We start from the raw sequence: 22,059 nt of genomic DNA on the forward strand, positions 1-22,059 counted from the left end.
CCTCAGTACGCCACCGAAGGCAGCCACGTGGCCAGTTGCGGCCAGAGGAACACGAAGAACAGGCCGGTCAACTGCAGGATCACAAAAGGAACGATGCCTTTGTAAATGTCGGTCAACTTGATTTCAGGCGGGCACACGCCTTTCAGGTAGAACAGTGCAAACCCCACGGGCGGCGTCAGGAACGAGGTTTGCAGCGTGACCGCGACAAGGATCACAAACCATACCAGCGCCGGTTCGTCGATGACGCCAAAGCCTTCGATATCCAGACCCAGCCCGTTCACAATGGGGCGCATCAGGGGCAGAACGATCAGGGTGATCTCGATCCAATCCAGAACAAAGCCCAGAAGAAAAACGATGAACAGGATCATGAAGACAGTGCCGTTGGGGCCAAGACCCGTGCCGTGGATCATGTCTTCGATCAGTGCATCGCCACCCAGTTCCCGCAGGACATAGGAAAACACCGTCGCACCCAGGAAGATCGCAAAGATATAAGCGGTGGTGTTGAACGTAGCTTTCAGAACATTGATCAGTTTTGCCAGCGTCAGTTTGCGATATCCCAGCGCCAGCAGCGTCGCACCCAATGCGCCCACGCCCGAGGCTTCGGTCGGTGTGGTCAGGCCCGCAAAGATTGAACCCAGAACGGCAAGGATCAGGGCAAGGGTCGGCAGTACAGCAATCAGCACATCCTTGACCGCCGCCCAATCCGGGCGGGTCGCCCCTTCGGGCACTGGAGCGACTTCGCGTTTGATCAGGGCGATCACAAAAATATAAGTCAGATACAACACTCCGATGATCACGCCGGGGAACACCGCGGCCATGAACAGGTCGCCAACTGACAGGGCCATCTGGTCCGCCATGATCACCAGCATGATCGAGGGCGGGATCAGGATACCCAGCGTGCCTGATGCGCTAACCACACCGGCGGCCAGCGAGGGGCTGTATTTCTGCTCCATCATCGACGGCAGAGACAGCACGCCCAGCAAAACTACGGAGGCACCGATAATCCCGGTCGAGGCCGCAAGAATGATGCCAATCATCGTCACCGTGATCGCCAGCCCACCCCTTACCGTGCCGAACAAGCGCTGCATCGAAGACATCAGCCGCTCGGCCACACCAGACTCGTCCAGCATCAGGCCCATGAAAATGAACATCGGCAAGGCCACCAGAACCGCGTTCGACATCGTGGCATAGACACGGTTTACCACAGCGCCCAACGTCAGGTAATCCAGTCCGGTCAGAGTTTCCTCTAGACCTGTCCAATTCATCATTCCGTTGTCGAACAGATAGGCCAGTCCGCAATACGCGACCCCGACGCCAGCCAGCGTCCATGCCACCGGGAAACCGGTGAACAACAGCGCGATGAAGGTCAGGAACATGGCGATGACCAGCTTTTCCTCGGTCGTCTCAACCAGGAAGGTCAACGCGGTCGCCACGACGGCGAAGCCCAAGAGCGCCCAGATGATCAGGCGCAGGCCCTTGCCCTGACGCTCTTCATCCAAATTCATGAACAGAGCGTGGATGTCGTGGATAAGCCGCGCGCCCGCTGCCAGAGCCAGCAGAATGAAACTGGCCGGGATCACGCCCTTCAAGGCCCAACGCGCAGGCAGACCAGTCGGGCTGTCCGACGACTCGTTTACACGCCAGCTTTCATAGAAATAGTCATAGCCCTGATCGATCATCAGCCAGATGAACGGCACCAGCAGCGTGAAGATCCCGATGATCTCGATAATCCGGCGGGCACGCTGGCTGAGTTGCATGTGCAGCAGGTCCACGCGCACATGGCTGTCCGTGACCAGCGCATAAGAGATGCCGATCATCGTGACCAGACCGTAAAAATGCCACTGGATTTCATCCAGCTTCGGGTAGTTCTGGTTCAGCAGATAGCGCAGGGCTACCTGCGAAACGATGGCGGCAACAAGCAACAGGTTGGCCCACATGACCACGTGACCCACGGTCTTGACCACATCGTCAACGGCGACTGCCAGTTTCTGACGGTCAGGCTCATCGTTTTCAAGAATGTCCTCGTAGATTTCGATCGGGTCGTGACGTGTCCGCTTGGTCTCAGCCATGGTCTCCTCCTAAAGATGCAGGCTTCGGGGCGGGAATACGCCCGTATCAGTTTGGAAATGACGAAAGTCGGGAAAGGTGGGGGCGGCGAAATAAGCCGCCCCCAGGGAGGCGCAAGTGCTCAGGTCACTTGCGAGGGAGGAACGCGTTTTCTTTCCATACGGCATAGCCATCCCGGAATTCGTTCATATCGGTCAGAACCTTGTTGAAGAATTCGTCATTGGCGGCCTGTTCGGCGGCAACCTCTTCCCAGGTGACGCGGAAGGTGGCCAGCATCTCGTCGTTCCACTGTTTGATCTGCACGTCGTTGTTTTCGACGTTGTCGATCAGTGCTGCGTGCTGGATCGCCTCGCCTTCGGCAAAACTGTCCGCCATCGACGCCTTACATGCGTTTTCGATGATCGCTTTGTGCTGATCGCTGGCTTCGCTCCACACATCCTTGTTGATCATCAGTTCAAACACGGTCGCCTGCTGATGCCAGCCGGGGAAGTAGTTGTACTTGACCAGTTTGTGGAACCCCAGACGCGCATCGATGGCAGGCATCGAGAATTCAGTCGCATCAATCGCGCCTTTTTCAAGAGCCGGGAAGATCTCACCACCAGGCAGCAACGACGTGGCGACGCCCAGCTTCTGCATGACTTCACCGCCCAGGCCGAAGAAGCGCATCTTCAGGCCATTCAGGTCTTCGGGGCTGTTGATTTCATTTGCGAACCAGCCCGAGGTTTCCGGCGCAATGATCGCGCAGGGGATGACATGGACGTTGAATCCGGCCTGATCGTACATCTCCTGATACAGGCTCAGCCCGTTGCCATAGTAAAGCCATGCCATGTATTCGCCGGCTTCCGGGCCGAAAGGCACGGCCGAGAACAGCGGAGCGGCGGGGATTTTGCCAGCCCAGTACCCGGCCGTGGTGTAGCCCGAATTGATCTTACCCGAGGATACGGCGTCCAGAATTTCAAACGGCGGAACCAGCTTTCCCGGCTCATAAACTTTCATTTTCAAAGTGCCGCCGGACATCAGGTCCAGTTGCTCGGCCACACGCGGGATCGGCGAGCCAAGGCCCGGAAGCGCCGTGGAAAACGCAATCGGGGTTTTCAGCAACATCTTGTCAGCGGCCTGAACGGCGGGTGCGGCCAGAAGCGAGGCCGCAACGGCGAGCGAGGTCAGGGTGGTTTTCATGTGTACTCCTCCAAAGTGCAGGTCAGCCATCAGATCTGACCGGTCTCACCGCAGTGGCGGTATATGAGGTAAATATTGTTGACCACTTTATTCAGTCAACAATTTTATTTACCTCTTGGCGCCACATTCTCCGTTTTCGAGCTCAGGCGATTATTCGCTTTCGAAAAGCCGAAATTGATCAAGAAAATCTATTTTCTAATTTTTACAAAGATATACGCTGCTCACACCCATCCGTATTTTTGGGTATTTTTCCTTGCATTACAGACCTTCATTGGTAAATTTTAAAGACAACTGGAATTTTGTGATTTCCGGCAAGCGAGGAAAAGAATTGAGCACCAGCGGGCCTTTTGAACCTGTCGGCCACGAATCAATCGCCGACGCGGTGGTCGAACAAATCGAGACGATGATCGTCGACGGCATCCTCAAGGAAGGGCGCAGATTACCATCGGAACGGGACCTTGCAGAAGCGATGGGCGTATCGCGCCCAAAACTGCGGGAGGCGTTGCAAACTCTGGAGCAACAGGGGCTGGTAACTGTCCGTCACGGCGAAGGGACATTTATCGCGCCTCTGACCGGACGGGCTATGTCACCCGCACTGCTGTCGCTTTACGCCCGTCATGGCGGCGCATTTTATGACTATCTTGAATACCGACGCGAACAGGAAGCCTTTGCCAGCCGGCTTGCGGCGCAGCGCGCGACACAATCCGACAAGGAACGCATCTCGGACATTATCGCGGAAATGCAGAAAGCCTGGGAAGAAGATGATACCGACGCCAGCCAGGAAGCTGATTTTCGCCTGCACACCGCCGTGGTCGACGCCAGCCAGAACACGACCCTTATTCACATGATGGCCTCGATCTACGATCTGACGCGCCAGGGCGTATTCTACAATAGAAGGTTTTTGCGCACGATGGACGGGACCGGAGAAGTGCTGTTGCAACAGCACAAGGACATCGCGCAGGCTATTCTGGATGGCGACCCGGACAGGGCCGAGGCCGCCGCGCGAAACCATATGGACTTTGTGGAAACGTCGTTTCGGACAGGGCAGGAACAACAGGCCCGGGAAATCAGGGCCGCGAAGCGCCGTCAGTTTTCCTCCTGAGCCTGCCAGTGGAGAGCGGATATGGTTGAGTTCGAGCAGCAACGCCAATCGGTAATCAGAACCTGTTTGCGCCTAGCCGGTGAAGGGTATCTTGCGGGCACCGGCGGCAATGCCTCCTTGCGTCTGAGTGATGAGCTATTTGCCATCACACCGTCCGCTACGGAATATCCGTCGCTGACACCGGAAGACATCGCGGTGCTGAGGCTGGATACTTTGGAACAAGTGGATGGAACCAAACCGGCCTCCATTGAAAAAGCGATGCACGCGCAATTGCACCATGCATTCCCCGGCCGCCGGGCCTGCATTCACACGCATCAACCAGTGGCAAGTGCCGTTGCACTGCTGCATCAGCGACTTGAGTGGCCAGAAGGCACGGACACGGAACTGAACGGGGATCACGTCGGGCTTGCGGAATACCAGTTCTCTGGCACCAAAGAACTGGTAAACGCCTTGAAACAGGCACTGCGCCCGAATGTGTTTTGTTACCTTCTTGCCAGCCATGGTGTCATCGCTTCGGCCTCATCTCTGGAAAAAGGCGCGGAATTGGTGGCTGCGATCGAATTTGCCGCCGCGCAATACCTTGCTGCTTTGATCCGGAATTCCAATGAATTGCCTGAGATGACTCGTCAGTTGGTATCTGAAACGCTGAGCATGGTCCACGAACAAGGGCTCACGTCATGACCCGCAATGTGGACGTCGAACATCAATTGCAGTTGGCTGCGTCTCGCTTGGCGGCCAAAGGCTTGCTGCAATCCGGCGACATGATGTCGATGCGGGTACCTGACGAGAATGCGACGGTCAGCGTACATACGGACGGCTCGTTCAGTCGCAGCGAAATCGAAGCATCCGGAACCACGCATGCGCGTATCTACGCGGCGCGTCCCGATGTCGGCGCGGTGTTGCAGTTCGATCTGATCTGGACCCGCGCCATGCATGAGATGCGCGCCACAATGCCCTCAGTTTTCGATGAACAGATGATCCGATTGGGACGCTCTGTTCCTTGTCTCGGCATCTCAAGCGACGATAACCTTCTGATCCCTGCTATCGCAGGACAAAACAACGCCTTTGTCTGCAACGATACTACGTTTTGCTTCGGAACAGGCCTTGAAAGGTTGTTGCTGAACGCCGAGTTGCTGGAAAAATGCGCTAAAGCCTTTTTACTGGCGCGCGCTTCGGGCCAGCCGGTGCACGAGATCCCCATCGCCGAGCAAGACATGGCCGCAGGCCGCCTGAAGAACGAAGAAGACGCCGCAGCCGCGCGACACCGTCAAGGGCTCTATTCCATTCTGACCAAAGGTTACTGAACCACCGGCAGCCCGCCAGCAAAGGTGAGGGTTTCAACCTTGTTGTTTGTGACCATCTTATCGTCCACCTCCAGTGGCCAACCAGTTGGCACCGGAACAACGGGCCGCAAAACCTCTTTGAAATTCAGCGCCCGTTTTTGTATTTTGGATACAAAGCCACCCAAGCTCGAGATCACTCAATGCCCAACACGCGCGCAATTTCAAGACAAAGCCTGCCGGATGTCATCACCAACGACTTGCGCGAAAGAATACTGAACGGGGAAATGGCCGAGGGTGAAACCATCAGGCAGGAAGCGCTGGCGGAAGAATATGACGTATCCCGCATGCCCATTCGCGAAGCACTGAAACGGTTGGATGCCGAAGGGCTGGTGCAGTTGACCAACAACCGGGGCGCGTCCGTTACAACGCACTCCCTGTCCGAGATCGGTGAAATCTTCGACCTGCGCGTTTTGATGGAGGTCGATTTGTTCAAGCGCGCGATTCCACATTTGACCGAAGCTGATTTTTCCAAATGCGAAAAACTGCTGGATGAGATGGAAAAGTCTTATGACGCTTATGATGTCGGGCGGTGGGGCAGCCTGAACTATCAGTATCATATGGCCCTTTACGCCGCCGCGGGGCGTGGGTTGACGAACGAAATTCTGCAACGGGTCAATCGTCAGTCAGACCGTTATGTCCGCCTGCATTTGAGCGTCATGAAACAGCGCGAGCCCGCCAAAAAGGACCATCAGCAGCTGTTGTCTCTTGCACGCGAAGGTCGTGTAGACGAAGCATGCGATCTGCTGACCAGACACATTCAGCGCACCAAGGATCAACTGTTGGAGATGGTCGTCGCCACACGTGCCGCCGAAGACCGCTAACAGATCAGGACAACGGATAAAGGCAGGCGACCTGATGGCCGGTACCGCGCAGATCCGGTGGAGCCGCTCGGCACCGGTCAGTTGCCAGCCAGCATCGCTGGGCAAATGCGCAACCTTTCGGAACGTTCATCGGTGATGGCAGTTCCCCCTCCAGCTTGATCCTTTCCTTGCGGGCATCCGGATCGGCGCGGGGTGTCGTGGACAACAACGCCTTGGAATACGGATGACGCGGGGCGGCGAACAACTGCTCTTTGGGGGCTTTTTCGACCGCGCGGCCCAAATACATGACAATCACGTCATCAGCAAAATGCCTGACAACCGAAAGGTCGTGAGAAATGAACAGGTAAGCCAGGTTCAACCTCTCCTGCAAATCCACCAGAAGGTTCAGGATTTGCGACTGAATGGAAACGTCCAGTGCCGAAACCGGCTCATCCAACACCAGAACCTTGGGGTTCAGCATCAATGCGCGGGCAATGGCGATCCGCTGACGCTGACCACCCGAGAACATGTGAGGATAACGGTCATAGTGCTCTGGTCGCAGGCCAACCATCTCGATCATTTTTCGCGCGCTGGCTTCGCGATCCGCAGCGGACATATCGGGTCGGTTGATCATCAATGGCTCCTGAAGGATCTGACCGATCCTCTGACGCGGGTTCAAGGAGCCGTATGGATCCTGAAACACGATCTGCACCGTTTCGCGCATTTGCGCCCATGTCGACGGTGTTATGTCGACCCCGTCAATTGTCAGACTTCCCGAAGTCGGCTCTTCGATCATCGTTACCAGCCAGGCCAGAGTTGACTTTCCGCATCCCGATTCGCCGACAACGGCCAGTGTTTTTCCGGGTTTCAGATCAAAATCGACCCCAGACAAGGCTTTGACCGTTGCCGGTCTGGACAACAGCCCGCCCTTGACGGTGTAGAAACGCGCAAGCGCGGTCGCCCGTACGATAGGTGCAGTCATGCGATTTCTCCGGCTGCAATCTTTTCGACATGATGGCATCTCGCCTTGCCGAATGCGTCACCATGCGGTGTCGGGGGTGTCTGGACACAGGTTTCGTCGGCGAAACGGCAACGCGGGCCGAAAAGGCAACCCTTGGGCCGGTCGAACTACCCCGGCACCACGCCGGGAATTGTTGGCAGCGTTTTGGACGTCGCCCGTTCAGGCAGAGCGCTCAGCAAAGCCGAAGTATAGGGGTGGCGCGGCGTGCGGAACAGATCGCCCACCGGCTGTTCCTCGACCTTCTGCCCGGCATATTGAACCTGAACCCGCTCGGCGGTTTCTGCCACCACACCCATGTCGTGGGTGATCAGAACCAGCCCCATGTCCTGCTCGTCCCGCAACCGGACCAGCAGATCGAGGATCTGCGCCTGAATGGTCACGTCCAGCGCCGTGGTCGGCTCATCCGCAATCAGAAGCTTGGGCTTACAAGCGATGGCCATCGCGATCATGACACGCTGATTTATACCACCGGACATCTGGTGCGGAAACGTGTTCAGACGGCTGGCCGGAGCGGGAATACCCACCTGATCGAACAGTTCGATCGCGCGTTCGTGCCGTTCCTTGCGATTCAGTCCAAGATGGATGCGCAGCGCTTCTTTGATCTGGAAGCCGACCGTGAAACAAGGATTCAGCGATGACATTGGCTCCTGAAAGATCATCGCCATATCCTTGCCGATGATCTTGCGCCGTTCGCGGGCCGAAATACCGACAAGATCGCGCCCTTCAAAGCTCATCTCATCAGCCGTGATTGTCGCTGTCCACGGCGACAGGCCCATCAGAGCCAGCATCGACACCGATTTGCCAGAAGCGCTTTCACCCACGATGGCCAGCAACTCGCCCTTGTTGACCGACAGGTCGACACCGTCGACGGCGCGGAACTTGCCCGAGGCGGTAGCGAATTCCACTGTCAGATTGCGGATCTGCAAAAGGCTCATGCGATCAGCTCCGTTTCAGTTTCGGGTCCAGCGCGTCGCGCAACCCATCGCCCATCAGGTTGATGGCAAGTACCGTGATCAGGATGGCCAGACCCGGAAAAGTTACCACCCACCAAGCGCGCAGAATGAATTCGCGCGCTTCGGCAAGCATGGTGCCCCATTCCGGTGTTGGCGGCTGTGCGCCCATGCCCAGAAAGCCAAGAGCGGCCGCATCCAGTATGGCCGTTGAAAACGACAGCGCCGCCTGCACGATGATCGGCGCAAGGCAATTGGGCAGCACCGTGATGAACATCAGCCGCGCTTTGCCCGCTCCGGCCACCCGGGCGGAAGTGACATAGTCTTTCTGGCGTTCCGCCAAAACCGAAGCCCGGGTCAGACGCACGTAATGCGGCTGGAACACGATGGCGATAGCGATCATCGCATTGGTTAGTGATGGCCCGAGGATGGCAACCAGAACCAGAGCCAACAGCAATGACGGGAAGGCCAGAATGATGTCCATCACCCGCATGATCAAAGTGTCCACCCATTTCGGTGCGAACCCTGACAGCAATCCGATCATCACCCCGCCTGACACTGCGACACAGACCACGACAATCCCCACAAAGAAGGAATAACGTGACCCCATGATCACCGTGACAGCATGTCCCGGCCGAGTGGGTCTGTACCCAACGGGAAAGCCCAGCTACCGCCCTCTTGCCAGGCGGGAGGTTGCAGGATGTGTTCGCGGAATTGCTCGGTCGGGTCATACGGGGCCAACAGGGGCGCGAAGGTTGCACAAAAGACAAAGATGGCAAAGACCCACAAACCGATGACCGCGCCTCAGTTTTCGCTAAAATAATACCAGAACTCACGCAGTGCGCTGGGGCGGCTTTCGGATTTGGGTTGGGTTGCGGAAAGCTCGGCCATCACCGCCTCCGGATCTTGGGGTTGATGATGCCGTAAAGGACATCGACCAGCAGGTTCACAAGCATCACGATCACCGCAATCATCAGCAGACCGCCCTGCACCACCGGATAGTCACGGCGGAAAATGCTGTCGACCATCCACTTGCCGATGCCCGGCCAGCTAAAGATCGTCTCGGTCAGGATCGCACCGGCCAACAAGGTGCCGACGGACAGACCGATCACCGTAACCACCGGAATCAATGCGTTGCGCAAGGCATGCAGCCCGTTGATCCGAGCCGGAGACAGACCCTTGGCACGAGCCGTTCGGATATAGTCTTCGCCCAGAACTTCCAGCATCGCGGAACGTGTCTGCCGGGCAATCACCGCCAGGGGGATCGTACCCAGAACGATCGTCGGCAGGATCAGGTGTCGCACGGCTGATCCAAACGCACCCGACTGACCGGACAACAGACTGTCGATCAGCATGAACCCCGTGACACTTGGGAAGTAATACAGCAGATCAATCCGCCCCGAGACCGGTGTCCAGCCCAGATTGCCGGAAAAAACGATGATCAGCAGCAGCGCCCACCAGAAGATGGGCATTGAATAACCCACCAGAGCCGAGGACATCAGTGCCCGGTCAAAGAACTTGCCCCGGTTTACCGCCGCAATAACGCCCGCCGGCAGCCCAAGGACAACCGCAAATATCATCGCGCAGAGCGACAATTCCAGAGTTGCCGGGAACAGGGCAAAGAACTCATCCCAGACTGGTTTTTTGGTGACAAAGCTTTCGCCCAGCCCAGCTTCTCGACCATTTCCTGATAGCGTTCCTCGGTCATGCCGCGTTCACCTGCCATGACAATGATGGGATCGCCCGGAAGAACCCGGATGAACATGAAGGAAATCAGCGTCACACCCAGAAAGGTTGGGATGAACATACCCAGACGGGTGAGAAAATAGCCAAACATCAGCGACCTATGATTCTGAGATCCTTGGGAAAGCTGGTCAATGACCGGCAACCGTCATCCGTCACCAGTACGTCATCTTCAATGCGCACACCGAAATTGTCCAGTTCATAAAGCCCCGGCTCATTGGTCCACACCATGCCAGCACGGATCACCTGATCGTTGCCGCGCATGATATAGGGGGCCTCATGCACATCGCGACCCAGCCCGTGGCCTGTCTTTGTGCGGATACGGTCGGCAAATGGCGAAGCCTCAAGCACGCCTATTACCGCGTCATCTATGTCATGAGCGGTCACGCCTGGACGGCACATTTCGAAACCCTTCAGATTTGCACGCAGCACAGTGTCATAAACCGCCCTGCCCTCGTCCGAGACCTCACCCACAAAAAAAGTACGTGTGATATCCGCTGCGAAGCCGCGCTTGCGGGCCCCGAAGTCGAACAGCAGCGCATCTCCTGACTGTATCTTGTAATCCGCACGCGCCTTGCCATGCGGACGGGCCGAATTGTCCCCGGCTGCCACGATTGGGTTGAATGCCAGCGACTCTGCCCCTTCGGCGAACAATGCCTGTATCAGCGCCTGCTCAACCTGCTTTTCGGTCTGGCCTATGCGCACATTCGCGATGACCTGCTCCAACGCGCGTTCGGAAACATCAATGGCCGCCTGCAAAGCCGCGATATCATCGTCGGTCTTGACGATCCGCAACCCTGAAATCTTTCGCTCGCCATCCACGATCTTCAGGTTCGGCATTGCGCGGGTCAGCGCTTTGGACACAAACACTCGCATGACCTGACCTTCCACCGCCACGGACGACAGCGGCATGTGATCGGCCAGCGCCGCAAAAGCTCCATCATAACCGGTCTGATCGAACCAGTCGTACACAGCGCCATCAAATCCGACCAGTTCCCACGAACCAAGTTCAAGGTTGGGTACGATAGCTGCCGGTTCACCGTTTGCGGGGATCACAACCAGAAAGGGGCGTTCGTGACTCATGAAAGCCTTGCCCAGCGCGCGGGTGAAATTCGGGCCGGGCACCAGCGCCACGGCATCAACTGACATATCGCGTGCCAGTTGGCTGTATTCGGACAAATCCGGCATTCCGGCCAGTCTCCAATAGCAAGAAAGCCAGAGCCGCCAAATCGGGCGGCTCTGACAAGTGAGTGGTGGTTTATTCGACGCTCACACCATAGAAGATGTGGCCGCCCAGCGGGTGCACCTTGTAACCCTGCACCTTGTTGCTCATCGGCATGTAGACAACCGAATGTGCGATGGTTGCCCACGGCGCCTGATCCTTGAAGACAACCTGCGCGTCTTCGTACAGTTTGGAACGCTCGGCCTGATCAGTGCTTTGCTTGGCTTTCTGGATCAGTTCTTCGAAGGGCTCGTGGCACCATTGTGCGCGGTTGGACGCTTCGCGACCGTCACAGCCCAGCAGCACGGCCAGGAAATTGTCCGGGTCGCCATTGTCACCTGTCCAACCCAGCAGAACCGCGCCATCCCGGTTCAGCTCTTTCGAGCGCGACAGGTACTCGCCCCATTCGTAGGACACGATTTCGACGTCCACACCGACCTTGGAAAAGTCTTCTTGGATCAGCTCGGCCATACGACGTGCATTCGGGTTTTAGGGACGCTGCACAGGCATCGCCCAGACCTTCATCGACAGATCAGACACGCCTTCAGCTTCCAGCATCGCCTTGGCCGCTTCCGGGTCATAGGCGTCGTCTTCGATGGCATCGTTATAGCCCCACATGGTTGGCGGGATCGGGTTCTTGGCCGCTTGGCCCGAGCCCTGGAAGACCACGTCGATGATCGCCTGCTTGTCGATCGCCATGTTCAGCGCCTTGCGCACCTTCGGATTGTCGAACGGCGCCATGGTGGTGTTGTAGGCCAGATAACCAACGTTCAGACCTTCCTGCTCCATCATGTTGATGTCGGCGTCATCCTTCATCGCCTGAATATCGGCAGGGTTCGGATACGGCATCACGTGGCATTCGCCCGCTTTCAGTTTCTGATAGCTTACCGACGCGTCCGGAGTGATTGCGAAAATCAGGTTTTCGACCTGAGCCGGGTCTTTCCAGTAATCGGCATTCTGAGCATAACGGATCACCGCGTCCTTCTGATGGGCCACGAACGAGAACGGTCCGGTGCCGATGGGCGCTGTGTTCAGCTTTTCAGGTGTCCCGGCCGCCATCATCGCGTCCGCATATTCCGCCGACAGGATCGAGGCGAAATCCATCGCCATGTTGGCCACAAACGGCGCTTCAGGCTTGGAGAGTGTAAATTTCACCGTATAGTCGTCGATCTTTTCCACCGACTCGACCAGATCCGGCATACCCATACCCTGGAAATACTCCCAGGTGCCGCCCGAGACCTGATTATAGGGGTGGCTTTCTTCTTTCTGGCGCATGAACGAGAATATCACGTCATCCGCGTTGAAATCACGGGTCGGGGTGAACTCGTCATTGGAATGGAATTTCACGCCCTGACGCAGTTTGAATGTATAGACCAGACCATCATCGCTGGCCTCGACACTTTCGGCCAGACCGGGGATCACATTTGTCGTGCCGGTTTCAAACTCGAGCAGTCGGTTATAGATCGGGTGCGAAGAGGCATCAAAGGTTGTTCCGGCAGTAAACAGCGCCGGGTCGAACCCCTCAGGTGATCCCTCAGAGCAATAGACCAGAGTGTTAGCCTGCGCCACGGCACTCGTCAGGGCAATCGCCGTGGTTGCGGCCAGCAATTTGAGTTTCATGAATTTCTCCCAGAAATGGACTTCTCAAGACAATCGCAGGGCTCATTGTCGTCAGAGCATTCAGTGACAGCACAGGTCGATGCGATCTGTCTCAGCAATGTATCCAAAATACAATATCCATTGTCAACTGGCAGGCTGCTGCAAACTTGGTTTTCCGGAAATGCCTTCCGGTTATCCCTATCGAGGAGTCCGATGTCTTTGCGCGACATCAAATGCAGTTTCAGTAAATTGGATTGCGGAATACACCTCCGCGTCGGCATCAGAATCTTTGTGAAATTGTGTGTAAGTCAGGCCCCGTAGCGCGCCATGAACATGTCAACGGCCTGCTGCGCGACTTCATCGATCTCGGCCCGGGTGAAGCTTTTCTGAAAACCAAAAATCGCCCGGGTCCAGATCCGCACCTTGCACAACTCCGAAAATTGCTCGGCGGCGATAAGGACATCGTCGATGGCCAATTCTCCCTTGGACACCGCTTTCTCAAGATACTCCGCCAACTGGCACTGACCATTTCGGGGACCCGCATCATAAAACGCCCGAACCAACTCAGGGAACCTGTCACGTTCAGCAACACAGATCCGAAACATTTGCTGGGCAATATCCGAAACCAGAAATTCGGTTAGCTGCGTCGCTGCGATAGTCAGCACTTCCCTTGCCGGTTTGCTGTCGTCCACCATCGCAACCACACGATCAGCCATGCGGGTACATTCGGTTTGGGCGACCTCCATGAACAGCAGCCTTTTGTCCGGGAAGTAGCTGTACAACGTTGCCTTCGAAACCCCGGCCACCCGAGCTATGTCGTCGACACTTGCACCCTCGAACCCATCCGCCAAAAAAACCTCTCGGGCGCCGCGCAGAACCTGATCGAATTTCCGGCCTGTGCGCAGAATTGTGGCGGCTTGGGTCATGTCTTCTCCTGAAGTGGTGCCTGACCTGAATTTATAAACCGTTCAGTTCAGATACAACGATTCTCGTATTTCCAAGCGGTTCAAACCGACAATTGCAACGAACCGAGTGCCATTTCCCCGCTAAAAGCACAACAAGCCTTTCCGAAAATTCGATCTTCATACGCCGAAGGCTTGCGACGCGGAAAATCCGTGCTACCAGTCTGCCCATGGTCGATATTTTCCTGCGCACGCTGCCCTTCTTCGCGATTATCGGCCTGGGATACTGGGCCGGGCGCAGTCGGTTTTTTTCCGAGGAAGCGACCGCATATCTAACCAAGTTCGTTTTCTACTTCGCGCTGTCGGCCATGTTGTTCCGATTTGCGGCCACATTGCCCTTTGCCGAGATTTTCAACGGACGGCTGGTACTGGGATATCTGATCGGCACTGTCACCGTTTACTTGCTGGCCACGTTTGTGGCGTGGCTGCGTGGTCTGGATGTTCCGACCGCCGCGGTCGAGGCGCAATGCGCAGCCATCGGAAATGTGGGCTTTCTGGGTTTGCCTATGCTGGCGATGCTGTTCGGGCAGGCCGCGATCGGCCCTGTCATGCTGGTCCTGACGGTCGACCTTGTGGTGTTTTCGTCGCTGATCGTAATCCTGATCAATGGCGGACGGGACGGTGCGCTGAAACCCGCAACCCTTCGACTGATCGGCATGGGTCTTCTGAAAAACCCGATGATCGTGTCGATCTCTGCCGGTTTGATATGGTCAGCCCTGCAGGTCCCCGTGCCTGCGCCGTTGAATGACTTCCTGACAATCCTCGGAGGTGCGGCGACACCGGGTGCGTTGTTTGCCATCGGCGCATCTTTGGCGGGCAAATCGGCCGAACGCGTGCAAATCGCCGCCTGGCTGAGCTTTTGCAAACTGATTGCGCATCCGATCTGCGTGGCCATTGCCCTGATCTGGCTGATCCCTGTCGCCGCCTTCCCCGCTTCGGTTGCAATCGCCGCTGCCGCCCTTCCTGTTGCAGGCAACGTGTATATGCTGGCAGCCCATTATGGGGTCGCACCGCATCGGGCCTCGGCCGCGATTTTGTTGTCGACGATTACCAGCATCCTGACGATACCGCTTGTCATTGCCTGGGTGGGCACTCCCTGATCTTCACCTTTTCGAAAAATACTCTCGCCGACGGCACCTGCACTTTACGGCAGGGCCTGTGACCGTTAGCCATGGGTCGAACCCAATACGAGGACAATACCTGATGGAAACCCTTTCCGAGAATGCCTGTTTCGGCGGCGTACAGGGCGTTTATCGCCATGCCTCAGCCGCGTGCAAATGTGACATGACCTTTGGGCTGTTTTTGCCGGCCGAGGCCAAGGACGGCCCGGTTCCTGTCCTGTGGTATCTGTCTGGCCTGACCTGCACCCACGAAAACGCCATGACCAAGGCCGGTGCGCAGGCCTGGGCCGCGGAACAGGGCATTGCCGTGGTATTTCCTGACACATCACCCCGGGGCGAAGGCGTCGCAGATCACGAAGACTATGATCTGGGCCAAGGCGCGGGTTTCTACGTGAACGCAACCCAGACCCCATGGGCACCGCATTTCAACATGTGGGACTACGTTGCCGAGGAACTACCCGCCCTGCTGGCTGAAAACTTCGCCATCGACAGTGATCGGCAAGCCATCACCGGTCACTCCATGGGCGGGCATGGCGCGTTGACGCTGGCGATGAATCTGCCCGGCCGGTTCCGGTCGGTTTCGGCTTTTGCACCGATCTCCAACCCGACTGGCGCAGATTGGGGCCGCAAGCAACTTGGCGCTTATCTGGGCGATGATGAAGCGGTTTGGGCCAAACATGATGCGTCCTTGCTGATGAAGGAAAAGGGCTTTGACGGCCCAATCCTAATCGATACCGGAACCGATGATCAGTTCATCGATCTTCTGCGCCCGGAAAAGCTGGCGCAGGCCATCGCCGAGCGCCGTCAACAGGCGATCTGCCGCCTGCAACCTAGTTATGATCATTCGTATTTCTTCGTGTCCACATTCATGGAAGACCACATAACCTTCCATGCCGAGGCCCTGTACGGAGACTGAGGAATGAGCAAGTTTGACTATGACCTGATCATCATCGGGTCCGGCCCTTCGGGTCGTGCTGCGGCAATTCAGGCGGGCAAACTGCAACGCCGTGTTCTGGTGATCGACCGCAAGGACCGGTTGGGAGGTGTTTCCGTTCACACTGGAACAATCCCGTCAAAGACCTTGCGCGAAACTGTTCTGAACCTGTCCGGCTGGCGCGAGCGCAGCTTTTACGGGCGCTCCTACCGGGTCAAGGACCAGATCCGCGCCGAGGATCTGAAGGCGCGATTGCACATGACTTTGGACCACGAGGTCGATGTGCTGGAGCACCAGTTCAACCGCAACCACGTGGAGACCCTGAACGGTCTGGCGAAATTCATCGGCCCGCACGAGCTTGAAGTTGCGACCGACGCGGGCGAAACAACGCGACTGACCGCCGCCAAATTTCTGATTGCCACGGGCACCAAAACATATCGCCCCGATTACGTTCCCTTCAACGGCAGAACGGTTGTCGATGGCGACGAGTTTTTGGAGATGGCCGAAATTCCACGTTCACTCTGCGTGATCGGTGCCGGGGTTATCGGTGTGGAATACGCCACCATGTTTTCGGCTCTGGACGTGCGTGTCACTCTGATCGAACCGCGCGAGACGTTCCTCGACTTCATCGACAAGCGCCTAATTCACGACTTCACCCATCAGATTCGCGAAAACGGTGTCGATCTTCGTCTTGGTTCGGCGGTCGAAAAGATCGAGGATGCCGGCGGGCATGTCGAGATCACGCTGGACAATGGACGCCACGTTCGGGCCGAGATGCTGCTGTTTGCCGCCGGTCGCATGGGCGCGACCTCGGCCCTTAATCTGGACGCGGTCGGGCTGGCAACCGACCATCGCAACCGGATTGAAGTGAATCGGAAAACCTATCAGACCGCTGTGCCTCATATCTATGCCACCGGCGATGTGATCGGGCATCCGTCGCTGGCCTCGACCTCGTTGCAACAGGGCCGCGTCGCCGCCTGTCACGCACTCGAGACGCCCACACTGCCAGAAAGCCCCTGGTATCCTTACGGCATCTATTCTGTTCCCGAGATTTCCACCTGCGGCATGTCCGAGGAAGAGTTGCAGGAACGCGGTATTCCCTACGAAGTCGGCGTGGCCCGATTCCGAGAGACTTCGCGCGGGCATATCATGGGGCTCGAGCATGGCATGTTGAAAATGCTGTTCTCGTTGAAAACCCGCCGGGTTCTGGGGGTTCAGATCGTCGGGGAAGGTGCGACCGAACTGATCCACATCGCACAGGCGGTGCTGAACCTGAAAGGCACGGTGGACTACTTTGTTCAGAACACGTTCAACTATCCGACGCTGGCCGAGGCCTACAAGATCGCCGGTCTGGACGCGTTCAACCGGATGCCCATCCCCGAAGAGTTCAAGGTCCGTAAGAAATCTACTGAACCCTCCAAGAAAGAGGCAACAAAGGCGTGACGACCCTTTACGTCGATGGCGATGCCTGCCCCGTAAAGGCTGAGGCTGAACGAGTGGCCACGCGGCACAAGGTGCCCATGGCGCTGGTGTCGAACGGCGGACTTCGTCCATCGGCGAACCCCTTGGTGCAGATCGTCATCGTCGCCGAAGGGGCCGACGAGGCAGACAAGTGGATCGCCGAACGGTGCGGGCCGGGGGATGTGGTGATCACTTCAGACATTCCTTTGGCTGCGAAATGCGTTGAAGCAGGCGCACGGGTTCTGCGCCCCAATGGCGAAGCGCTCACTGCCGCCAATATCGGGCAGCAACTTGCCATGCGGGACCTGATGGCGGATCTGCGGGCCGCCAATCCCCTGGGTTCGGGAGGCGGCGGAAAACCGTTTGGAAAAGCGGACCGGTCGCGGTTTCTAGACGCGCTGGAACGTGAGTTGCGTGCAGCAATCAGGAGCTAGTGCCCTTGCTGGGTGCGGCCACGTTGCAAACGCGCTTCTCTCTGTGGTGTCAGGCGGCACGACGTGCTGGATTTGGGCGGACCGGCTGCGTGACACAATGGAATCCCAAACTGTCACTCTGACGCAATTGCGCCGCGCGAAAACCGGAAGACCCTGCACATTGCCGTTGCAGCGACCGCGCAATTACAATCACATACGCCCATGACTCTGCCAACGATCACATCAGAGCAAAACGGCGACGGCCTGCGCATATCAGTGGCCGGTGATCTGGTGACTCAGTCGTTGGAACACATCGAGCGCGCCTTTGCCGCGATGCCCCCGTCAGGCAAAGACGTGACCTTGGACCTGTCAGCCGTTGACTCTCTGGATACCGGCGGCGCATGGCTGGTGGCCGATCTCGCGCGCCGATACAAGGCTGCGGGGGCTGAAACGCAGTTTTTGGGCGCTTCTCCCGCTCATTCCGCGCTGATCGATACCGTATCCCGAAACATGCCGAAAAAGTCCAGCACGGTGGAGGGGCGCCGCAGCTTTGTCGACTGGGTCGGTCATCTGGGTGAGAAAACCGTTGGCGCAGGAAAAGATGCCCTGTCGATTCTGGAATTCACGGGGCTGACTTTGCACCGCCTGACCCGGACACTGGTGAAACCATGGCGGCTGCGCCGCGCGGCGTTGGTCACCCATATGGAGGAGACCGGCTTCAAAGCCCTGCCAATTGTTGGATTGATGGGTTTCCTGATCGGCGTGGTTCTGGCGTTTCAGGGGGCGACGCAGCTCAAACAGTTCGGCGCCGAAATTTTTGTGGTCGAACTGATCTCGATCTCGGTTCTGCGGGAACTGGGCATCCTGCTGACGGCCATCATCGTTGCGGGTCGGTCCGGCTCGGCCTTTACCGCGTCTATCGGGTCAATGAAGGTACAGGAAGAAATCGACGCCATGCGCACGTTGGGCCTGGATCCGATTGAGGTACTGGTGGTACCGCGTGTGCTGGCGCTGTTGATCATGTTGCCGATCCTCGGCTTCGTCGCCGACATGGCCGGCCTGATCGGCGGCGCATTGATGAGCTGGATCGACCTTGGTGTTAGCCCGGGAATGTTTCTGACGCGCCTGAAGGAAAATACAGGTGTCTGGCAACTGGCGGTCGGACTGATCAAGGCCCCGTTTTTCGCCTTTGTGATCGGCATCATTTCCTGCTGGCAGGCAATGCAGGTGAAAGGATCAGCCCAAAGCGTGGGCCAGCGAACGACCGCGTCCGTCGTGCAGTCCATTTTCTTGGTGATCGCCATCGACGCCCTGTTTTCGATCTTCTTCTCCGAGATCGGGGTCTGACATGGACGGTACGGCCCCTCAGAAATCCCAACAGACGAATACCCAGCGCGAAGCGGTAATCCGAGTGCGCGGATTGAGAAACCAGTTCGGACCGCAGGTTGTGCATGACGGCCTGGATCTTGATGTCTGGCGCGGTGAGGTACTGGGCATTGTCGGGGGTTCGGGCACCGGGAAATCGGTGCTGTTGCGAACCATTGTGGGGCTGAACAGACCCGCCGCTGGTAGTATCGAGGTTCTGGGTGTCGATGTACTGAACGCGCCCGATGAAGAACGTCAGCGGATCGAAAAACGCTGGGGGGTGGCCTTTCAGGATGGGGCTTTGTTTTCGTCGCTCAGCGTGCTGCAGAATGTCATGGCCCCGCTGCGTGAACACACCGGGATCAGCGAAAAGCTGATGGAGGCATTGGGAAGCCTGAAGATAAGTCTTGTCGGATTGCCACAACTGAGCTGCGGCAAGTTTCCGTCCGAGTTATCAGGCGGTATGCGCAAACGCGCGGCCTTGGCACGGGCTCTGGCACTGGACCCCGAGATCGTGTTTCTGGATGAGCCGACCGCCGGGCTGGACCCGATCGGGGCTGCTGCCTATGACGATCTGATCGGTGAATTGCAGCAGGCGCTTGGGCTGACGGTCTTCATGGTAACGCATGATCTGGACAGCCTTTATGCGATTTGCGACCGCATTGCCGTGCTTGCAGAAAAACGCGTGCTGGTTGAAGGTCCGATTGAGGATATGGTCAAAGTAGATCATCCTTGGGTGCAGGAGTATTTCACAGGCCCCCGCGCGCGCGCAGCGCAACAGAAGGGGCAGGACAGGTAGAGGCGATGGAAACTCGGGCGAACTATATCCTGATCGGCGCGTTTACCCTGGCGGGCATCTTGGGCGTGTTTGGGTTTTTCCTGTGGCTGGCCAAGTTCGAGGTCAATCGCCAATACGCCTATTACGACGTTCTGTTCGAAAACGTGTCAGGTCTGTCAGCAGCTGGCGGCGTCAGTTTCAATGGTCTGCCCGTTGGTCAGGTGGTTTCGCTCAGGCTGGATGAGGGTGACCCCTCAAAAGTCCGCGTTAAGCTCGAGGTGGACGCCGACATTCCCGTAACATCGGAAACCGTCGCCCAGCTTCAGTCGCTTGGCGTCACGGGAGTTGGCTATGTCGAACTGACCGGGGGATCGGTCAATGCGCAGCGGCTGCCGGAAAACAGCGTCATCAAAAGCAAGCGCAGCACGATACAGTCACTGTTCGAAGGAGCCCCGAAGGTTCTGGATCAGGCGATCGTGCTTTTGGAAGACCTGAGCGCCGTGGTGGACGAAAAAAACCGCAAGGCAGTCTCGGATATTCTGAACAATCTGGCGTCAGCGTCCGGGCGGCTGGATAACACTTTGTCGGATTTCGAAAGCCTTTCAAAAGACATCAGCGGAGCCGCAAAGAACATCGGCGCGTTTACCGATCGGCTGGACCAGTTGGCAGACACCGCGGACACCACCCTGAAGGCGGGCACGGACACGCTGCAAAGCATAAAAACCGCCTCAGATTCAGCTGTCGGCGCATTGGATGAGGCCAAGACAACTCTGGCCACGGCCGATCAGGTGTTGAAGCAGGACATCAAGCCGTTCCTGGATCGTGGCTCACAACTGGCCGAACGTCTGATCGGCCTGTCTGACGAGGGCAGCGTGGCACTGGGCGTAATTTCGGAAACGGTGCTGAACGCAAATTCGACCTTGGCCACGATCTCATCGACAATGGACACGGCCAATGGGGCGCTCGCTTCGGCCGAGCGTGCCTTTGATTCAGCCAACCGTGTCATGGACGAAGATGTTTCGGTCGTCGTGGAAGACATTCGGAACGCAGCCAATCAGGTGGCGGAGACAGTTTCAAATGTCACGGAGCGGATCGACAAGATATCTGACGACATTCTCAATGCCTCGAAATCCGCATCCGAATTGCTGGAAACGATCGATGGCATCGTGCAGGACAACCGCCGGCAGGTCTCGGATTTCCTGCGGGTCGGATTGCCGCAATTCGTCCGCTTCATCGAGGAATCCCAGCGTCTGGTCATCAGTCTGGATCGCCTGGTCGACAAGGTCGAGCGTGACCCGGCGCGCTTCCTGCTGGGCACACAAGCTTCGGAGTTTCGCCAATGATTAAACGCCTCTCTCTGGCTCTGATGATCGGGGCGCTTGGCGGTTGCACGGGGTTGGGTACGCTGAAACAGGCGTCGAAGCCGAACGATCTGTATCTGCTGACGCCCAAAAGCACGTTTTCGTCATCGCTGCCGCGCATCAGCAAGCAGATCGTCGTCGAGGAGCCAACGGCAACGGCGGCCGTCAACACCGACCAGATTGCGGTGCAGCCTAACCCGTTGCAGGTCCAATACCTTCCACGTGCCAGATGGGTCGACCGTGCGCCGTTGATCGTTCAGGCCCTTTTGGTGGAGAGCTTTGAAAACAGCAACAAGGTGGCCGCAGTTGGTCGGTCCACAGTCGGTCTGCGCGCTGATTATGTGATTGTACCTGATCTGCGCGAGTTTCAGGGGATCGTGGTCGCCGATACCGAGAACACCAAAACCGTGCGTGTCGAAGTGCGGATGAACATCAAGATCATCGACGATTTCGACGACAAGATCATCGCTTCGAACTCGTTCCAGGAATTTGTCGTCTCAGCCAGCGACCAGACGCCAGATCTGGTCGAGGCTTTTGACGTCGCACTGGGAAAAACCATGCGCGACGCCGTGGAATGGAGCGTCCGCAGGATCAACAATCACGCGGCCAGTAACCCCCGCGCATTCTGATCCTGCACC

At 57.3% G+C, this 22,059-nt stretch carries 17 protein-coding genes and 4 pseudogenes; 12 read left to right on the plus strand and 9 right to left on the minus strand.

The annotated features are described in order from the left end of the window. Positions 1–2 precede the first annotated feature (2 nt). A complete protein-coding gene (locus ACR3EQ_RS21600; protein WP_480492067.1) occupies positions 3–2,069 on the minus strand; it encodes a TRAP transporter large permease subunit in 2,067 nt (688 codons plus the stop codon). 124 nt (positions 2,070–2,193) lie between these two features. Beyond that, positions 2,194–3,246: a TRAP transporter substrate-binding protein gene (locus tag ACR3EQ_RS21605; RefSeq protein ID WP_480492069.1), complete on the minus strand. Its 1,053-nt coding sequence runs from the start codon at positions 3,244–3,246 to the stop codon at positions 2,194–2,196. Positions 3,247–3,574: 328 nt separating this feature from the next. Here ACR3EQ_RS21605 and ACR3EQ_RS21610 point away from each other — a divergent pair, with 328 nt between their 5' ends. The 4 genes from ACR3EQ_RS21610 (at position 3,575) to ACR3EQ_RS21625 (ending at position 6,512) form a co-directional block, all read left to right on the plus strand. Then, the gene (locus tag ACR3EQ_RS21610) at positions 3,575–4,348 is read left to right on the plus strand and encodes a FadR/GntR family transcriptional regulator (RefSeq protein WP_480492070.1); all 774 of its coding nucleotides are present in this window, start codon (positions 3,575–3,577) and stop codon (positions 4,346–4,348) included. A 21-nt stretch (positions 4,349–4,369) separates the two neighbouring features. Continuing rightward, positions 4,370–5,029 (plus strand): class II aldolase/adducin family protein, encoded by a 660-nt coding sequence (locus ACR3EQ_RS21615; RefSeq protein ID WP_480492072.1) that lies wholly within the window; start codon positions 4,370–4,372, stop codon positions 5,027–5,029. Beyond that, positions 5,026–5,652, plus strand: a complete 627-nt coding sequence (locus tag ACR3EQ_RS21620) for a class II aldolase/adducin family protein (protein WP_480492074.1) — start codon at positions 5,026–5,028, stop codon at positions 5,650–5,652. The genes ACR3EQ_RS21615 and ACR3EQ_RS21620 overlap by 4 nt, the downstream gene beginning before the upstream one ends. A gap of 179 nt (positions 5,653–5,831) precedes the next feature. After that, positions 5,832–6,512 carry a GntR family transcriptional regulator gene (locus ACR3EQ_RS21625; RefSeq protein ID WP_170619389.1) on the plus strand — a complete coding sequence of 227 codons (681 nt, stop codon included), beginning with the start codon at positions 5,832–5,834 and terminating at the stop codon, positions 6,510–6,512. A gap of 4 nt (positions 6,513–6,516) precedes the next feature. On the opposite strand, the gene ACR3EQ_RS21630 is transcribed toward ACR3EQ_RS21625, so the two are convergent. The 7 genes and pseudogenes from ACR3EQ_RS21630 to ACR3EQ_RS21660 form a co-directional block, all read right to left on the minus strand. Beyond that, a complete protein-coding gene (locus tag ACR3EQ_RS21630; protein ID WP_480492076.1) occupies positions 6,517–7,473 on the minus strand; it encodes a dipeptide ABC transporter ATP-binding protein in 957 nt (318 codons plus the stop codon). Continuing rightward, positions 7,470–8,447: pseudogene (locus tag ACR3EQ_RS21635) on the minus strand (ABC transporter ATP-binding protein). Before ACR3EQ_RS21635 ends, ACR3EQ_RS21630 begins: the two are co-directional and overlap by 4 nt. Before the next feature lie 4 nt (positions 8,448–8,451). Further along, positions 8,452–9,353, minus strand: a pseudogene (locus tag ACR3EQ_RS21640) (ABC transporter permease subunit). Next, a pseudogene (locus ACR3EQ_RS21645) lies at positions 9,353–10,299 on the minus strand (ABC transporter permease subunit). Before ACR3EQ_RS21645 ends, ACR3EQ_RS21640 begins: the two co-directional pseudogenes overlap by 1 nt. Next, positions 10,299–11,393 (minus strand): M24 family metallopeptidase, encoded by a 1,095-nt coding sequence (locus ACR3EQ_RS21650; protein ID WP_480492078.1) that lies wholly within the window; start codon positions 11,391–11,393, stop codon positions 10,299–10,301. The pseudogene ACR3EQ_RS21645 and the gene ACR3EQ_RS21650 overlap by 1 nt, the downstream one beginning before the upstream one ends. Positions 11,394–11,463: 70 nt before the next feature. Then, a pseudogene (locus ACR3EQ_RS21655) lies at positions 11,464–13,047 on the minus strand (ABC transporter substrate-binding protein). Between the two features lie 287 nt (positions 13,048–13,334). After that, positions 13,335–13,952, minus strand: a complete 618-nt coding sequence (locus tag ACR3EQ_RS21660; protein ID WP_170611340.1) for a TetR/AcrR family transcriptional regulator — start codon at positions 13,950–13,952, stop codon at positions 13,335–13,337. A gap of 206 nt (positions 13,953–14,158) precedes the next feature. Here ACR3EQ_RS21660 and ACR3EQ_RS21665 point away from each other — a divergent pair, with 206 nt between their 5' ends. From ACR3EQ_RS21665 to ACR3EQ_RS21700, 8 genes are all read left to right on the plus strand, one after another. Then, the gene (locus ACR3EQ_RS21665) at positions 14,159–15,088 is read left to right on the plus strand and encodes an AEC family transporter (protein WP_170611342.1); all 930 of its coding nucleotides are present in this window, start codon (positions 14,159–14,161) and stop codon (positions 15,086–15,088) included. A gap of 103 nt (positions 15,089–15,191) precedes the next feature. Further along, on the plus strand, positions 15,192–16,025 hold the full coding sequence (gene fghA / locus ACR3EQ_RS21670; RefSeq protein ID WP_170611344.1) for an S-formylglutathione hydrolase: 834 nt from the start codon (positions 15,192–15,194) through the stop codon (positions 16,023–16,025). Between the two features lie 3 nt (positions 16,026–16,028). Next, complete coding sequence (sthA, locus tag ACR3EQ_RS21675) at positions 16,029–17,486, plus strand: Si-specific NAD(P)(+) transhydrogenase (protein ID WP_170611346.1); 1,458 nt, start codon at positions 16,029–16,031, stop codon at positions 17,484–17,486. Then, the gene (locus ACR3EQ_RS21680) at positions 17,483–17,938 is read left to right on the plus strand and encodes a YaiI/YqxD family protein (RefSeq protein ID WP_170611348.1); all 456 of its coding nucleotides are present in this window, start codon (positions 17,483–17,485) and stop codon (positions 17,936–17,938) included. Before sthA ends, ACR3EQ_RS21680 begins: the two co-directional genes overlap by 4 nt. Before the next feature lie 201 nt (positions 17,939–18,139). Beyond that, complete coding sequence (locus ACR3EQ_RS21685) at positions 18,140–19,264, plus strand: ABC transporter permease (protein WP_480492080.1); 1,125 nt, start codon at positions 18,140–18,142, stop codon at positions 19,262–19,264. A 1-nt stretch (position 19,265) separates the two neighbouring features. Continuing rightward, complete coding sequence (locus ACR3EQ_RS21690) at positions 19,266–20,081, plus strand: ATP-binding cassette domain-containing protein (RefSeq protein WP_170611352.1); 816 nt, start codon at positions 19,266–19,268, stop codon at positions 20,079–20,081. A gap of 5 nt (positions 20,082–20,086) precedes the next feature. After that, the gene (locus tag ACR3EQ_RS21695; RefSeq protein ID WP_170611354.1) at positions 20,087–21,403 is read left to right on the plus strand and encodes an MlaD family protein; all 1,317 of its coding nucleotides are present in this window, start codon (positions 20,087–20,089) and stop codon (positions 21,401–21,403) included. Beyond that, complete coding sequence (locus tag ACR3EQ_RS21700; protein ID WP_170611356.1) at positions 21,400–22,050, plus strand: ABC-type transport auxiliary lipoprotein family protein; 651 nt, start codon at positions 21,400–21,402, stop codon at positions 22,048–22,050. Before ACR3EQ_RS21695 ends, ACR3EQ_RS21700 begins: the two co-directional genes overlap by 4 nt. Positions 22,051–22,059: the final 9 nt, after the last annotated feature.

The sequence above is a fragment of the Ruegeria sp. AN11 genome, from assembly GCF_056536005.1.

Coding starts and splice junctions, on each gene's coding strand:
- ACR3EQ_RS21600 (WP_480492067.1), bottom strand. CDS start 2,069: ATGGCTGAGACCAAGCGGACACGTCACGACCCGATCGAAATCTACGAG.
- ACR3EQ_RS21605 (WP_480492069.1), bottom strand. CDS start 3,246: ATGAAAACCACCCTGACCTCGCTCGCCGTTGCGGCCTCGCTTCTGGCC.
- ACR3EQ_RS21615 (WP_480492072.1), top strand. CDS start 4,370: ATGGTTGAGTTCGAGCAGCAACGCCAATCGGTAATCAGAACCTGTTTG.
- ACR3EQ_RS21620 (WP_480492074.1), top strand. CDS start 5,026: ATGACCCGCAATGTGGACGTCGAACATCAATTGCAGTTGGCTGCGTCT.
- ACR3EQ_RS21625 (WP_170619389.1), top strand. CDS start 5,832: ATGCCCAACACGCGCGCAATTTCAAGACAAAGCCTGCCGGATGTCATC.
- ACR3EQ_RS21630 (WP_480492076.1), bottom strand. CDS start 7,473: ATGACTGCACCTATCGTACGGGCGACCGCGCTTGCGCGTTTCTACACC.
- ACR3EQ_RS21650 (WP_480492078.1), bottom strand. CDS start 11,393: ATGCCGGATTTGTCCGAATACAGCCAACTGGCACGCGATATGTCAGTT.
- ACR3EQ_RS21660 (WP_170611340.1), bottom strand. CDS start 13,952: ATGACCCAAGCCGCCACAATTCTGCGCACAGGCCGGAAATTCGATCAG.
- ACR3EQ_RS21665 (WP_170611342.1), top strand. CDS start 14,159: ATGGTCGATATTTTCCTGCGCACGCTGCCCTTCTTCGCGATTATCGGC.
- fghA (WP_170611344.1), top strand. CDS start 15,192: ATGGAAACCCTTTCCGAGAATGCCTGTTTCGGCGGCGTACAGGGCGTT.
- sthA (WP_170611346.1), top strand. CDS start 16,029: ATGAGCAAGTTTGACTATGACCTGATCATCATCGGGTCCGGCCCTTCG.
- ACR3EQ_RS21685 (WP_480492080.1), top strand. CDS start 18,140: ATGACTCTGCCAACGATCACATCAGAGCAAAACGGCGACGGCCTGCGC.
- ACR3EQ_RS21690 (WP_170611352.1), top strand. CDS start 19,266: ATGGACGGTACGGCCCCTCAGAAATCCCAACAGACGAATACCCAGCGC.
- ACR3EQ_RS21695 (WP_170611354.1), top strand. CDS start 20,087: ATGGAAACTCGGGCGAACTATATCCTGATCGGCGCGTTTACCCTGGCG.
- ACR3EQ_RS21700 (WP_170611356.1), top strand. CDS start 21,400: ATGATTAAACGCCTCTCTCTGGCTCTGATGATCGGGGCGCTTGGCGGT.